Raw genomic sequence first — 14,700 nt, 5'->3', positions numbered from 1 at the left:
CCCGCCGCCGGCTGCGCGGGGGCCGGTGGCGGCGCCGGCTGTGGGGCGCGCCCGCCCTGCTGGTGCCGGCCGCCCTGATCGGGTACGCGACACAGAAGGCCGCCTCGCTGCCCACGCTGCTGCTGCTCGGCGGCTCCCTGGTGTGCGCCGCGCTGGCGTTGCGCGCGCCCGAGGGACAGGGCCGCGACCGGTTGTGAGCACGACCGCGGGGTTTTCCACCCTTGCGAGTACCCCCTAGGGGTATACTGGTTGACGCAGGCCCCACTGTGGGACTCATCGGCCCCAGCTGCCACGGACGAGGAGCGATGCCATGACCGCCCAGACCGACAACCCGGACTCCGTCACGACCGTCTACCAGGTGAGCGGAATGAGCTGCGGCCACTGTGAGGGTGCCGTCTCCGGGGAGATCTCGGAGATCCCCGGCGTCAGCTCGGTGAAGGCCGTCGCGTCGAGCGGCGAGGTCACCGTCGTCTCCGCCGCGCCGCTCGACGCGGAGGCCGTCCGCGCCGCCGTCGACGAGGCCGGCTTCGAACTCGTCGGCACGCTCTGAGCCCGTACGGCCCGAGCACTCGCACCCAGAGCCGAGACACCCCCTCCCCCGTCCGGGCCGTGCCGACCAGCCGACACTGATCCGTACGGCCCGGTCCGTTGTCTGGAGTCCGGACATGACCAGCACCACCACGGGACCCACCGCGGCGACGACCAAGCCCTCCAAAGCCCCAATCGGCCCCCAAGCTCCCACCTCCTCCAAAGCCCCAACACCCCCCGAACCCACCAAGCCCCCCAGGACCCCCGCGACCCGCGAGTCCTCGGCCGTCCGCGAGGTCGACCTGCTCATCGGGGGCATGACCTGCGCCTCCTGCGCCGCCCGGGTCGAGAAGAAGCTCAACCGCATGGACGGCGTCACCGCCACCGTGAACTTCGCGACACAGAAGGCGAAGATCAGCTGTGCCGACGGGGTCCAGGTCGCCGATCTGATCGCCACCGTGGAGAAGACGGGGTACACCGCCGAGGAACCCCCGCCACCGCGGCCGCCCGAGGCCGCAGCACCGCGGCAGACCCCCGAGGACCCCGAGCTGACGGCGCTGCGCCAGCGGCTGCTCGGCTCCGCCCTGCTGGCCGTGCCCGTGGTCCTGCTCGCCATGGTTCCGGCCCTCCAGTTCGACAACTGGCAGTGGCTCTCGCTGACCCTGGCCGCTCCGGTCGTCGTCTGGGGCGGACTGCCCTTCCACCGGGCCGCCTGGACCAACGCCCGGCATGGCGCGGCCACCATGGACACCCTGGTCTCGGTCGGCACACTGGCCGCGTTCGGCTGGTCGCTGTGGGCGCTGTTCCTCGGCGACGCGGGCATGCCGGGCATGCACGACGAGTTCCGGTTCACCGTCGCCCGGATGGACCCCGCCTCCGTCATCTATCTGGAGGTCGCCGCCGGCGTCGTCACGCTCATCCTGCTGGGCCGCTTCCTGGAGGCCCGCGCCAAGCGGCGCGCGGGCGCCGCCCTGCGGGCGCTGATGGAGCTGGGCGCCAAGGACGTGGCCGTGCTGCGGGAGGGGCGCGAGGTACGCGTGCCGGTGGCGCAGCTGCGGGTCGGCGACCGGTTCGTCGTGCGCCCCGGCGAGAAGGTCGCCACCGACGGCACCGTGATCGAGGGGGTCTCCGCGATCGACCAGTCCCTGCTGACCGGTGAGTCGGTGCCGCTGGACGTGGGCGTCGGCGACGCCGTCACCGGCGCCACGGTCAACGCGGGCGGACGGCTGGTCGTCGAGGCCACCCGGGTCGGCACGGACACCCGGCTGGCCCGGATGGCGAAGCTGGTGGAGGACGCCCAGAACGGCAAGGCCGAGGTGCAGCGGCTCGCCGACCGGATCTCCGCGGTGTTCGTCCCGGCGGTCATCCTGATCGCCGCCGCCACCTTCGGGGTCTGGCTCGGCGTCACGGGCGACACCGCCGCCGCCTTCACGGCGGCCGTCGCGGTGCTGATCATCGCCTGTCCGTGCGCACTGGGCCTGGCCACGCCCACCGCGCTGATGGTCGGCACCGGCCGGGGCGCGCAGCTCGGCATCCTCATCAAGGGCCCTGAGGTCCTGGAGTCCACGCGCCGCGTCGACACCGTCGTCCTGGACAAGACCGGTACGGTCACCACCGGCCGGATGACCCTCCAGGAGGTGTACGCCGCCGAGGGGACCGACGAGAAGGAACTGCTGCGGCTCGCGGGCGCCCTGGAGCACGCCTCCGAGCATCCGGTGGCCCGGGCGGTCGCGGCCGGCGCCGGGGAGCGGGTCGGGACGCTGCCGCTGGCCGAGCACTTCGAGAACGTCCCGGGACGGGGCGTACGCGGGCGTGTCGAGGGCCGCGAGGTGGCCGTGGGGCGGCTCTTCGACGAACTGCCGCCGCAGCTGGGCCGGGCGGTGGCACAGGCCGAGAGGAACGGTCGTACGGCCGTCGTGGCCGGCTGGGACGGGGCCGCGCGCGGGGTCCTCGCCGTCGCCGACGCGGTCAGGGAGACCAGCGCCGAGGCCGTACGGGAGCTGCGCGCGCTGGGTCTCAGGCCGGTGCTGCTGACCGGGGACAACCAGGTGGTCGCGCGGTCCGTCGCCAAGGCCGTGGGGATCGACGAGGTGATCGCCGAGGTGCTGCCCGAGGACAAGGTCGATGTCGTACGGCGGCTGCGGCGCGAGGGGCGGATCGTGGCCATGGTGGGCGACGGCGTCAACGACGCGGCGGCGCTCGCCACCGCCGATCTCGGGCTCGCGATGGGCACCGGCACGGACGCGGCGATCGAGGCGGGCGATCTGACGCTGGTGCGCGGGGATCTGCGGGTGGCCGCGGACGCCATCCGGCTGTCCCGGCGTACGCTGGCCACGATCAAGGGCAATCTGGTGTGGGCCTTCGGCTACAACGTGGCCGCGCTGCCGCTGGCGGCGGCCGGGCTGCTGAACCCCATGATCGCCGGGGCGGCGATGGCCTTTTCGTCGGTGTTCGTGGTGACGAACAGCCTGCGTCTGCGGCGGTTCCGGTAAGCCGGACCCGAAGTTACCGACAGTAGGTCGAGGTCGAAGTAAAAGTCCCCCTAGAGTCCGGCGCGAGCCTCACATAAGCTCTTCACAAGGCTCGCGCATCATCCTTACGCTTGGCCCCGATCGCCATATTGGGGCTCTTGCGTACTTTAAGGACATATGCAAGAGACGCAGATCACAGTGATGTGAACGTAACCATCGAAGGGCTTCGACGGTCTAAGTTGGCGATGTCAGTCGGCGTCTTGGGGGGCGTCGGCCGGCATCTGAGGATGTCTTGGGGGACTTCCTCAGAGATGCGTTGCCGGGGCACGTGCAGCGGGGAGCTTTGAGCGGCCACCCCGACCGTGCGGGTCCCGGCAGATCGCACCGCATCACTGGAGTGCGACGGGTTTGCCCGTTGTGCTCACGCAGCGATTCAGGCGCTGCTTTCGCAGGCGCCCGGCCGGATCCCGTGGGGGGAATCCGTACCGGGACACGGGAAGGCGCCCTGGTCGTCGGCCCGTGGGGGGACCGGCGTTCCAGGGCGCCTTCTGCTTTTCCTCAGGGCTCGGTTCGCCTCCGGGGCGCCGGAGCCGTCACGCGGAACCGTCGCACTCCGCGAACAGAGCTGTGCCGCGGCCCCCAGGGCCGCGGCGCCCTCGCGCCAGCGGTGTCAGCGCTTCTCGACCGGCACGAAGTCACGCTCGACGACGCCCGTGTAGATCTGGCGCGGGCGGCCGATGCGGGACCCCGGCTCCTTGATCATTTCCTGCCACTGGGCGATCCAGCCCGGCAGCCGGCCGAGGGCGAACAGAACGGTGAACATCTCCGTCGGGAAGCCCATGGCCCGGTAGATCAGACCGGTGTAGAAGTCCACGTTCGGATAGAGCTTGCGCTCGACGAAGTAGCTGTCGGAGAGGGCGTGCTCCTCCAGCTTGAGGGCGATGTCGAGCAGCTCGTCCTCCTTGCCGAGGGCGGAGAGCACATCGTGCGCGGCAGCCTTGATGATCTTGGCGCGCGGGTCGAAGTTCTTGTAGACCCGGTGGCCGAAGCCCATCAGACGGACGCCGTCCTCCTTGTTCTTCACCTTGCGGATGAAGGTGTCGACGTCGGCGCCGGAGTCGCGGATGCCCTCCAGCATCTCCAGGACGGACTGGTTGGCGCCGCCGTGCAGCGGGCCCCACAGCGCGTTGATGCCCGCCGAGATCGACGCGAACATATTGGCCTGGGAAGAGCCGACCAGACGCACCGTGGAGGTCGAACAGTTCTGTTCGTGGTCCGCGTGCAGGATCAGCAGCTTGTCGAGGGCGGAGACGACCACCGGGTCCGGCTGGTACTCGTCCGCCGGCACCGAGAAGGTCATGCGCAGGAAGTTCTCGACGTAGCCGAGATCGTTGCGCGGGTAGACGAACGGGTGGCCGATCGACTTCTTGTAGGCGTACGCCGCGATCGTCGGGAGCTTGGCGAGCAGACGGATGGTGGAGAGGTTGCGCTGCTTCTCGTCGAACGGGTTGTGGCTGTCCTGGTAGAACGTGGACAGCGCCGAGACGACCGAGGACAGCATCGCCATCGGGTGGGCGTCGCGCGGGAAGCCCGTGTAGAAGTTCTTGACGTCCTCGTGCAGCAGTGTGTGCTGGGTGACGTCGTTCTTGAACGTGGTCAGCTCGTCGACGGTCGGCAGCTCACCGTTGATCAGCAGGTAGGCCACCTCCAGGAACGTGGAGCGCTCGGCCAGCTGCTCGATCGGGTAGCCGCGGTAGCGCAGGATGCCCGCCTCACCGTCGAGGTAGGTGACGGCGGATTTATAGGCAGCCGTGTTGCCGTAACCGCTGTCCAGAGTCACCAGACCGGTCTGAGCGCGGAGCTTCCCGATGTCGAAGCCCTTGTCGCCGACGGTGCTGTCGATCACCGGGTAGGTGTACTCGCCGTCGCCGTACCGCAGTACTACAGAGTTGTCGCTCACGTCTTCCCTCACCGACGTAGTGCCTCATCTTCGAGGTGCCCTGACTGTCTCTACCATCCCCCATTTGGCTCAGGAGAGTGCACTCGGGGTCGACCATTGGGCTTATCGGCGGCACTCAGTGCCGCCAACCTGCTCATCCTGCCCCGTTGTCAGCCCATCTGGAAGGGCTCTGTGACCTTCCCGACTCATCTGATCGATCATTTTCGGTGCTCCAGCCGGAAGTCGAGGGCCGTGCACCGCCGGCCGGCCGAAACGGTGCGCACCGCCTGGCCGATCGCCCTGCGCGAACCGACGAGGACGACCAGCCGCTTGGCCCGGGTGACCGCCGTGTACAGCAGATTGCGCTGGAGCATCATCCAGGCGCCCGTGGTCACCGGGATCACCACCGCCGGGTACTCGCTGCCCTGCGAGCGGTGGATGGTCACCGCGTACGCGTGCGCCAGCTCGTCCAGTTCGTCGAACTCGTACGGCACCTCCTCGTCCTCGTCCGTCAGCACCGTCAGCCGCTGCTCGACCGGATCGAGCGAGGTGACCACGCCCACGGTGCCGTTGAAGACGCCGTTCTCGCCTTTCTCGTAATTGTTGCGAATCTGGGTCACCTTGTCGCCGACGCGGAAGACCCGGCCGCCGAACCGCTTCTCGGGCAGATCCGGACGGCCCGGCGTGACGGCCTGCTGAAGCAGCCCGTTGAGGGTGCCGGCGCCGGCCGGGCCGCGGTGCATCGGCGCGAGCACCTGCACGTCCCGGCGCGGATCGAGGCCGAACCGGGCCGGGATACGGCGCGCGGCCACGTCCACGGTGAGCCGTCCGGCCGCCTCCGTGTCCTCCTCGACGAACAGGAAGAAGTCCTTCATGCCGTCGGTGACCGGGTGCCGGCCGGAGTTGATGCGGTGCGCGTTGGTCACCACGCCGGACTGCTGCGCCTGCCGGAAGACCCGGGTGAGCCGGACGGCCGGGATCGGGCCGCCGTCGGCCAGCAGATCCCGCAGCACCTCGCCGGCCCCGACGCTGGGCAACTGGTCCACATCCCCGACGAAGAGCAGATGGGCACCCGGCGGCACCGCCTTGACCAGCTTGTTGGCGAGCAGCAGATCCAGCATGGACGCCTCGTCCACGACGACCAGGTCGGCCTGGAGCGGGCGGTCCTTGTCGTACGCCGCGTCGCCGCCCGGCTTCAGCTCCAGCAGCCGGTGCACGGTGGACGCCTCGGCGCCGGTCAGCTCGGCCAGCCGCTTGGCCGCGCGGCCGGTGGGAGCGGCCAGCACGACCCTGGCCTGTTTGGCGCGGGCCAGCTCCACGATGGAGCGGACCGTGAAGGACTTGCCGCAGCCGGGGCCGCCGGTGAGGACGGCGACCTTCTCGGTCAGCGCCAGCCGCACGGCCGCCTCCTGCTCCGGCGCGAGGTCGGCGCCGGTGCGCCCCTTGAGCCAGCCCAGGGCCTTGTCCCAGTCCACGTCCCGGAAGGACGGCATCCGGTGCTCGTCCGTGCGCAGCAGGCGCAGCAGCTGGGCGGCGAGGGAGAGTTCGGCACGGTGGAAGGGGACGAGGTAGACCGCGGTGACGGGCTCGCCGCCGTCGGGTCCGGGCACCTTCTCCCGTACGACACCCGGGTCGGACCCGTCCTTCGGCGGCTCGGCCAGCTCGGCGAGGCACTCGATGACCAGGCCGGTGTCGACCTGGAGCAGCTTCACCGCGTCCGCGATGAGCCGCTCCTCGGGCAGGAAGCAGTGGCCCTGGTCGGTGGACTGGGACAGCGCGTACTGAAGGCCCGCCTTGACGCGCTCCGGGCTGTCGTGCGGGATGCCCACGGACTGGGCGATCTTGTCGGCGGTCAGGAAGCCGATGCCCCACACGTCCGCCGCCAGCCGGTACGGCTGGTTCTTCACGACGGAGATCGAGGCGTCGCCGTACTTCTTGTAGATGCGCACCGCGATGGAGGTGGAGACCTCGACGGTCTGCAGGAAGAGCATGACCTCCTTGATCGCCTTCTGCTCCTCCCAGGCGTCGGCGATCCTCTTGGTGCGCTTGGGGCCGAGACCGGGCACCTCGATCAGCCGCTTGGGCTCCTCCTCGATGATCCGCAGCGTGTCCAGGCCGAAGTGCTGCGTGATGCGGTCCGCGAACACCGGGCCGATGCCCTTGACCAGGCCCGAGCCGAGGTAGCGGCGGATGCCCTGGACGGTGGCCGGCAGGACGGTCGTGTAGTTCTCCACGGTGAACTGCTTGCCGTACTGCGGGTGGGAGCCCCAGCGGCCCTCCATCCGCAGCGACTCGCCCACCTGCGCGCCGAGCAGCGCACCGACCACGGTGAGCAGGTCACCGGCGCCCCTGCCGGTGTCGACACGCGCGACCGTGTAGCCGTTGTCCTCGTTGGCGTACGTGATCCGCTCCAGCACGCCTTCGAGTACGGCAAGCTTCCGCTCGGTGGGGTTCCCCGCCTGCTGCACCATGCCCCCGACCGTACCGCCGGGCTGTGACAGCGCCGCTCGCGGGAGGTGCGCGGATGGGGGCGTGGGCGGGGGTGGTGGGGCCTTCGGGTTACTCCTCGAAGTCCCGGACCGTTCCTGCGCTGGGCGGACGATCCCGGCGAGTAGTTGTCAGCGGGGGTGCTCAGGGGCGGGGGTGCTCCTTGAGGGCTTGCAGGAAGGTGGAGAAGATGGGGGTGGGGAAGGTGAGGGGGCCGTGGGCGGGGTCCTTGGAGTCGCGGATGGCGATGTGGGTGGGGCGGTTTGCGACTTCCACGCAGGAGTTGCCGTCCCCGGCACCGGAGTAGGACGACTTGCGCCAACTGTCAGGCGTGGTCATGGGATGCCTCACCGTCTCCCTCAGGGGTGGGACGCGACTTCACGGCTTCCAGGAAGGCCGAGAACACAGGGGCTGGAAAGGTGAGGGGGCCGTGGGCGCGGTCCTTGGAGTCTCGTATGCCAACTCGGGTGCGGTGGTGTGCGACTTCCACGCAGGAGTCACCGTCGCCGGGGCCCGAGTAGGACGACTTTCGCCAGTTGTCGAGGGTGTCCATGGGGTACCTCACAGCTCTTTGATCAGCCTGTGGATGAAGTCCCGCGACCGTTCGGGACGAAGTGACGCGGCCTCCACTTTACGGAAGAGCGTTCGAAAGGCGCTGAGTTGGGCTTCGGAATCAACGAACGCGGCGCCGTGGGGCGCATCGCGTACGACCGTATCCAGCTTGGGTACGGAACCACCTGCGTACGTCATGGCACTCGCCGCGCCGGCAAAGCCCTCTAGGTCAAAGGGGATGACGCGAACCGTGATGTGATCGACTTCGGAGAGTTCAAGAAGACGGGCGAGCTGGGATCGGGTGGCACCACGGTCACTCACCATGATGCGCAACGCCGCCTCGTGCACGACGGCTTCGTACGGCCCTATTACCTGTCGTACTTGTATGAGAAGTACCGCTGTGAGCCCGTGCTCATCGTCATCACCCAGAACAGCGCCACGGCCAAGTGGGCGTCGAAACCCATCCGGTTGGGCTTCCCCGGCTGGGAATCGCTGACCGTACGGCCGCTGGTGCTGGGCCCGGACAACGTGCCCGTGATCGCGGACGAGCGGCAGGCCGAGCGAGACGTACCCCTTGCGGTGCTGTCGGCGATGACACACGGGCGGGGACCGCAGGCCGCCGTCATACCAGAGTCTCTGGCAGCCGCCCTGCGGACCGTCGACGCCGACAGTGCCGCGGTCTTCGTGCAGTTCGTCGACTCATGCCTGGCCGATCCCCAGGCGAAGCAGATGCGGAGGGACTTGATGACGGCGATCCAGTACTTCTGGCGACACCCGCTGGCCGAACAGGTACGTGAAGAAGGACGCATCCAAGAACGCCGTGAGATGGTCCTGCGCATGCTCGAATGGCGCGGAATCCCGGTACCCCAAGCCGTCCGCGAGCGCATGAGCGCCTGCACCGATCTGGACCAGCTTGAGGTATGGGCCCAGCGAGCCATGCACGCCACCAACGCCGCCGAACTCTTCCGTGAAGAGTAAGCAAGTGAACCGCCGGGTCGTCCGCGTCACGGGCGGCCCGCATCATCATCCACCCAGCACACGTCGGGGGACTTGCTGATGGCAATCCAGTACTTCTGGCGACACCCGCTCGCCGAACAGGTACGTGAAGAAGGGCGTAAAGAAGGCCTGGAACAGGCCCGCGAAGAATGGCGCAAAGCGGGCCCTGTCGAAGGGCGGCGTAAGGCGATCCTGTGCATTCTGCAGCGACGAACAACACGCCTTCACCCCACTCCCTCAAGCATCTGTGTGAGTCGGCCATCGGTCACCGGCGCTGTCAGTGCACCCGTCTGGATACAGCGCGTGACTGAGCCTTCCTACCTTGCCGCGGTCCGGGAGTCGTACGACATCGTGGCCGACGACTACGCCGCCCTGGTCAAGGCCCCGTCCGAGTTGGACCCCCTGTCACGCTCGATGCTGACCGCCTTCGCCGAGTCGGTGCAGGCATCTGACCGAGGACCGGTCGCGGACCTGGGCTGCGGACCCGGAAGAGTGACGGCGCACATGGCCGGACTCGGGGTTTCTGCATTCGGCATCGATGTGTCCCCAAAGATGATCGAACTGGCCCGAAGCACCTATCCGGACCTGCGCTTCTCCGTGGGCTCCATGACCGCGCTGGAGATCGAGGACAACACGCTCGGCGGCATCCTGGCGTACTACTCCACCCACCACACACCTCCAAAGCTGCTGCCGGACGTGTTCGCCGAGTTCCACCGCACCCTGGCACCCGGCGGACATCTCCTCCTCGCCGGCCACGTAGGCACCGGTGAGCACCGCCGTCCGACCCACGGCTATGGCGGCCACCCCGTGTCCTACGCGTCGTATCGGCTGCCCCCACACCAGCTCGCTGAGCTGCTGAACCAGGCCCACTTCACCATCACCGCTCAGCTGGTGCAGGAGCCCGACGAGGAACTGAACTGGAAGTTCGCCAGTTTCCTGGCCTACAAGCCGACCACCGAGGAACCGGCTTGACTTCCTAGCCCCCGGCCCCCTCTCAGCTGTGCCGGAGCGGGCGGGGCGCGGGCCGGCCGTGCAGATGGTGGGCGCGGGCCTGCCCTGTAGGTGGTGGGCGCGGCTCCGGGGTCCTCCGCACCCAGGGCCCGGGTCACGATTGGGTTTCGGCGTGGGGTCAGGGGTTGCGTATGGCTTGTGTAATCGATTCCAATCCTCCGTACGTGTCGATGTAATCGATTCCATGCATATCCACAAGGAGGTGGAACGGCGATGGCGAGCATCAAGGACGTCGCCGCCGCGGCGGGGGTTTCCGTCGCCACGGTCTCGCGCGTCCTGAACGGTCACCCGTCGGTCAGCGCGGACGCACGCACGCGCGTGCTGGCCGCCGTCGACGGCCTCGGCTACCGGCCCAACGCCGTCGCCCGTTCCCTGCGCACCGACCAGACGCACACCCTCGGCCTGGTCATCAGCGACGTACTGAACCCGTACTTCACCGAACTGGCCCGTTCCGTCGAGGAGGAGGCCCGCGCGCTCGGCTACAGCGTCGTCATCGGCAACGCCGACGAGCGGCCCGACCTCCAGGACCACCATGTACGGACCCTGCGGGACCGGCGGATCGACGGGCTGCTCGTCTCGCCGACCGACGGCGGTTCGCCGCTGATGCTGGACGCCGTCCGCGCGGGCACGCCGATGGTGTTCGTCGATCGGTGGATCCCTGGAGTGGACGTGCCGGTCGTCAGGGCCGACGGGCGCGCGGCGATCCGGGATCTGGTCGCCCATCTGCAACGGCTGGGGCACCGGCGGCTCGCGATCATCGCGGGGCCCGCGGCCACCACGACCGGCAGCGAGCGCGTCGAGGCCTTCCGCGCCGCCATGGCCGAGTACGGAATGCCCCTCCCCGACGCCTACATAGGCCAGGGCGACTTCCGGGCCGAGAGCGGACGCCGGGTCACCGAGGACTTCCTCGACCTGCCCGAGCCGCCGGAGGTCGTCTTCGCCGCCGACAACCTGATGGCGCTGGGCGCGCTGGACGCCATCCGCGCGCGCGGGCTGCGCGTTCCGGACGACCTCGCGCTGGCCGCGTTCGACGACATCCCGTGGTTCGTGCACACCGACCCGCCGATCACCGCGGTCGCCCAGCCCACGGGCGACCTCGGCCGGGCCGCCGTACGGGCCCTGGTCGACCGCATCGAGGGCCGGCCCCCCGAGTCCGTGACCCTCGCCGCCCGGCTCGTGGTGCGCCGCTCGTGCGGCGAGCCCGCCGCCCAGGAGCCGTCCCCCGCAACGAACAGGAGCCAGCCGTGAGCGACCCGGACGAGTTGCTGCGCATCGAGGGCATGCGCAAGACCTTCCCGGGCGTGGTCGCGCTCGACGGCGTCGACTTCGACCTGCGCCGCGGCGAGGTGCATGTGCTGCTCGGTGAGAACGGCGCGGGCAAGAGCACGTTGATCAAGATGCTCTCCGGCGCCTACCGCCCCGACGCCGGGCGGATCCTGGTCGGCGGCGAGGAGGTGCGCATCCACAGTGCGCAGGACTCCGAACGCCTCGGCATCGCCACCATCTACCAGGAGTTCAACCTGGTGCCCGATCTGACGGTCGCCGAGAACATCTTCCTGGGCCGCCAGCCGCGCCGCTTCGGAATGATCGACCGCAGGACGATGGAGGCGGACGCCGAAGTGCTCCTCGCGCGCGTGGGCGTGAATGTCTCGCCACGCGCGCGTGTACGCGAACTCGGCATCGCGCGGCTCCAGATGGTCGAGATCGCCAAGGCGCTCAGCCTGGACGCGCGCGTACTGATCATGGACGAGCCGACCGCGGTGCTCACCTCGGAGGAGGTCGACACGCTCTTCGGCATCGTGCGCACGCTGCGCGAGGACGGCGTCGGCGTGGTCTTCATCACCCACCATCTGGAGGAGATCGCCGCCCTCGGCGACCGGGTGACCGTCATACGGGACGGCAGGAGCGTCGGTCAGGTCCCGGCCACGACGCCCGAGGACGAGTTGGTGCGGCTCATGGTGGGCCGCTCCATCGAGCAGCAGTACCCGCGCGAGCGCGCCGGCGCCGGGGCCGCGTTGCTCACCGTCGACGGACTCACCCGCGACGGCGTCTTCCACGACGTGAGTTTCCAGGTGCACGCCGGCGAGGTCGTGGGCATCGCGGGACTCGTCGGCGCCGGCCGCACCGAGGTCGTCCGGGCCGTGTTCGGCGCCGACCCCTACGACAAGGGGGATGTGCGGGTCGCCGGTGCGCCGCTGCGGCGGCACGACGTCAACGCGGCGATGGCGGCCGGGATCGGGCTGGTGCCCGAGGACCGCAAGGGCCAGGGCCTGGTGCTCGACGCGTCGGTCGAGGAGAACCTCGGCCTGGTGACCATGCGGTCCGCGACCCGTGCCGGGCTCGTCGACCGGAAGGCACAGCACCGGGCGGCCGAGCGGATCGCCGGGCAGCTGGGCGTGCGGATGGCGGGCCTCGGGCAGCAGGTGCGCACGCTCTCCGGCGGCAACCAGCAGAAGGTCGTCATCGGCAAGTGGCTGCTCGCCGACACCAAGGTGCTCATCCTCGACGAGCCGACGCGCGGCATCGACGTCGGCGCCAAGGTCGAGATCTACCAGCTCATCAACGAACTGACCGCCCAGGGCGCCGCCGTCCTGATGATCTCCAGCGATCTGCCGGAGGTGCTGGGCATGAGCGACCGGGTGCTGGTGATGGCCCAGGGCCGGATCGCGGGCGAACTCGCGGCCGACGAGGCCACCCAGGACGCCGTGATGGCGCTCGCCGTCAGCACCCCCACCGCTCCCACGACCGAAACGGAGGCCGCTCGTGGCCACTGACACGCTCACCGGCAAGACGGGCGCGAGTGGCGCCCCGGGCGGCCTGCGCCGCCTCCTGCTCGACAACGGCGCGCTCACCGCGCTCATCGTCCTCGTCATCGCCCTGTCGGCGCTGTCCGGTGACTTCCTGACGACCGACAACCTGCTCAACATCGGCGTCCAGGCGGCCGTGACCGCGATCCTCGCCTTCGGCGTCACCTTTGTGATCGTCTCGGCGGGCATCGACCTGTCGGTCGGCTCGGTCGCCGCGCTGTCGGCCACGGTCCTCGCCTGGAGCGCCACCCGGCACGGGGTGCCGGTCGCCCTCGCCGTGCTCCTCGCGATCGCCACCGGTATCGCGTGCGGCCTGGTCAACGGCTTCCTGATCGCGTACGGCAAACTGCCGCCGTTCATCGCGACGCTCGCCATGCTGTCGGTGGGCCGCGGCCTGTCCCTGGTGATCTCGCAGGGCTCCCCCATCCCCCTCCCCGACTCCGTCTCGCACCTCGGCGACACGCTGGGCGGCTGGCTGCCGGTGCCCGTGCTGGTCATGGTGGTCATGGGGCTGATCGCGGCGCTCGTGCTCGGCCGTACGTACATCGGCCGCTCCATGTACGCGATCGGCGGCAACGAGGAGGCCGCGCGCCTGTCGGGTCTGCGGGTCAAGAAGCAGAAGCTCGCGATCTACGCCCTTTCGGGTGTCTTCGCCGCCGCCGCGGGCGTCGTGCTCGCCTCCCGGCTGTCCTCCGCGCAGCCGCAGGCCGCCGACGGCTACGAACTGGACGCGATCGCCGCGGTCGTCATCGGCGGCGCCTCGCTCGCGGGCGGCACCGGCAAGGCGTCCGGCACGCTGATCGGCGCGCTGATCCTGGCGGTGCTGCGCAACGGCCTCAACCTGCTGTCCGTGTCCGCCTTCTGGCAGCAGGTCGTGATCGGCGTGGTCATCGCGCTGGCCGTGCTGCTCGACACCGTGCGCCGCAAGGCGGGTGCGACGTCGCAGGCCGCGGGCACGGGCGGCGGCAACAGGGGCAGGCAGGCGGCGACGTACACGCTCGCGGCCGTGGTCACCGTCGCGATCGTCGGCGCGACGTCCTTCCTGCACAACGGGTCCGCCGGCGGCGGCAACCCGAAGGTGGGCCTGTCGCTGTCCACTCTCAACAACCCCTTCTTCGTGCAGATCCGGGCGGGCGCCCAGGCCGAGGCGAAACGGCTGGGGGTGGACCTGACGGTCACGGACGCCCAGAACGACGCCTCGCAGCAGGCCAACCAGCTGCAGAACTTCACCAGTTCGCGGCTCGGCGCGATCATCGTCAACCCGGTGGACTCGGACGCGGCGAGCAACTCCGTGAAGGCGGCCGACCGGGCGAAGATACCCGTGATCGCCGTCGACCGCGGCGTCAACAACGCCCGCACCGACGCCCTGGTCGCCTCCGACAACGTCGCCGGCGGTGAACTCGCCGCCAAGACGATCGCCGAGAAGCTCGGCGGCAACGGGAAGATCGTGATCCTCCAGGGCCAGGCCGGCACCTCCGCCGCGCGCGAGCGCGCCGCCGGCTTCGCCGCGGGACTCAAGGCCTACCCGGGCATCCAGGTCGTGGCCCAGCAGCCCGCCGACTTCGACCGCACCAAGGGCCTCGACGTGATGTCGAACCTGCTCCAGGCCCACCCCGACGTGCAGGGCGTCATCGCCGCCAACGACGAGATGGCCCTCGGCGCGATCAAGGCCCTGGGCGGCAAGGCCGGCCGGTCCGTCTCGGTCGTCGGCTTCGACGGCACCCCGGACGGGCTGACGGCCGTGAAGGACGGCACGCTGTACGCGTCCGTGGCCCAACAGCCCACCCAGTTGGGGAAGATCGCGGTGGACAACGCGCTCAAGGCACTCCAGGGCAAGAAGATCGACAAGACCGTGAAGGTGCCGGTGAAGGTCATCACCGAGCAGAACGTGAACGGGTTCACCGGCTGA

The 14,700-nt window shown here is 69.7% G+C and carries 10 protein-coding genes and 3 pseudogenes; 8 read left to right on the top strand and 5 right to left on the bottom strand.

All coding sequences use genetic code 11. From position 1 onward, the window contains the following. The 3 genes and pseudogenes from ABT245_RS33645 to ABT245_RS33635 all read left to right on the top strand — a co-directional run. Positions 1–197, top strand: a pseudogene (locus ABT245_RS33645) (PrsW family intramembrane metalloprotease); the annotation flags it as partial. A gap of 113 nt (positions 198–310) precedes the next feature. Then, on the top strand, positions 311–550 hold the full coding sequence (locus ABT245_RS33640; protein ID WP_351741151.1) for a heavy-metal-associated domain-containing protein: 240 nt from the start codon (positions 311–313) through the stop codon (positions 548–550). A 115-nt stretch (positions 551–665) separates the two neighbouring features. Next, on the top strand, positions 666–3,020 hold the full coding sequence (locus ABT245_RS33635; RefSeq protein WP_351741148.1) for a heavy metal translocating P-type ATPase: 2,355 nt from the start codon (positions 666–668) through the stop codon (positions 3,018–3,020). 649 nt (positions 3,021–3,669) lie between these two features. Here the strand turns inward: ABT245_RS33635 and ABT245_RS33630 are convergent. The 5 genes and pseudogenes from ABT245_RS33630 to ABT245_RS33610 form a co-directional block, all read right to left on the bottom strand. Then, positions 3,670–4,959, bottom strand: a complete 1,290-nt coding sequence (locus ABT245_RS33630; protein ID WP_351741146.1) for a citrate synthase — start codon at positions 4,957–4,959, stop codon at positions 3,670–3,672. Between the two features lie 197 nt (positions 4,960–5,156). Beyond that, on the bottom strand, positions 5,157–7,409 hold the full coding sequence (gene recD2 / locus ABT245_RS33625; RefSeq protein WP_351741143.1) for an SF1B family DNA helicase RecD2: 2,253 nt from the start codon (positions 7,407–7,409) through the stop codon (positions 5,157–5,159). 160 nt (positions 7,410–7,569) lie between these two features. Then, positions 7,570–7,764, bottom strand: coding sequence for a DUF397 domain-containing protein (locus tag ABT245_RS33620; RefSeq protein ID WP_351741140.1), 195 nt, complete (start codon positions 7,762–7,764; stop codon positions 7,570–7,572). Further along, positions 7,751–7,978, bottom strand: a complete 228-nt coding sequence (locus ABT245_RS33615) for a DUF397 domain-containing protein (RefSeq protein ID WP_351741138.1) — start codon at positions 7,976–7,978, stop codon at positions 7,751–7,753. The genes ABT245_RS33620 and ABT245_RS33615 overlap by 14 nt, the downstream gene beginning before the upstream one ends. Before the next feature lie 8 nt (positions 7,979–7,986). Next, positions 7,987–8,340 (bottom strand): annotated as a pseudogene (locus ABT245_RS33610) (Scr1 family TA system antitoxin-like transcriptional regulator); the annotation flags it as partial. Here ABT245_RS33610 and ABT245_RS33605 point away from each other — a divergent pair. The 5 genes and pseudogenes from ABT245_RS33605 to ABT245_RS33585 form a co-directional block, all read left to right on the top strand. Continuing rightward, positions 8,341–8,955, top strand: a pseudogene (locus ABT245_RS33605) (hypothetical protein); the annotation flags it as partial. A gap of 321 nt (positions 8,956–9,276) precedes the next feature. Continuing rightward, entirely contained in the window at positions 9,277–9,945 is a 669-nt protein-coding gene (locus ABT245_RS33600) for a class I SAM-dependent methyltransferase (protein ID WP_351741135.1), read from the top strand. A gap of 252 nt (positions 9,946–10,197) precedes the next feature. Then, a complete protein-coding gene (locus tag ABT245_RS33595) occupies positions 10,198–11,232 on the top strand; it encodes a LacI family DNA-binding transcriptional regulator (protein ID WP_351741132.1) in 1,035 nt (344 codons plus the stop codon). Further along, positions 11,229–12,758, top strand: a complete 1,530-nt coding sequence (locus ABT245_RS33590; RefSeq protein ID WP_351741130.1) for a sugar ABC transporter ATP-binding protein — start codon at positions 11,229–11,231, stop codon at positions 12,756–12,758. Before ABT245_RS33595 ends, ABT245_RS33590 begins: the two co-directional genes overlap by 4 nt. After that, entirely contained in the window at positions 12,748–14,700 is a 1,953-nt protein-coding gene (locus tag ABT245_RS33585) for an ABC transporter permease/substrate-binding protein (protein WP_351741128.1), read from the top strand. Before ABT245_RS33590 ends, ABT245_RS33585 begins: the two co-directional genes overlap by 11 nt.

Origin of the sequence: Streptomyces sp. NPDC001508 (assembly GCF_040298665.1) — a bacterium.
Lineage (GTDB): Bacteria > Actinomycetota > Actinomycetes > Streptomycetales > Streptomycetaceae > Streptomyces.
Note: the sequence above shows the minus strand (reverse complement) of the source record. Positions and strands in the feature narration are given on the sequence as shown.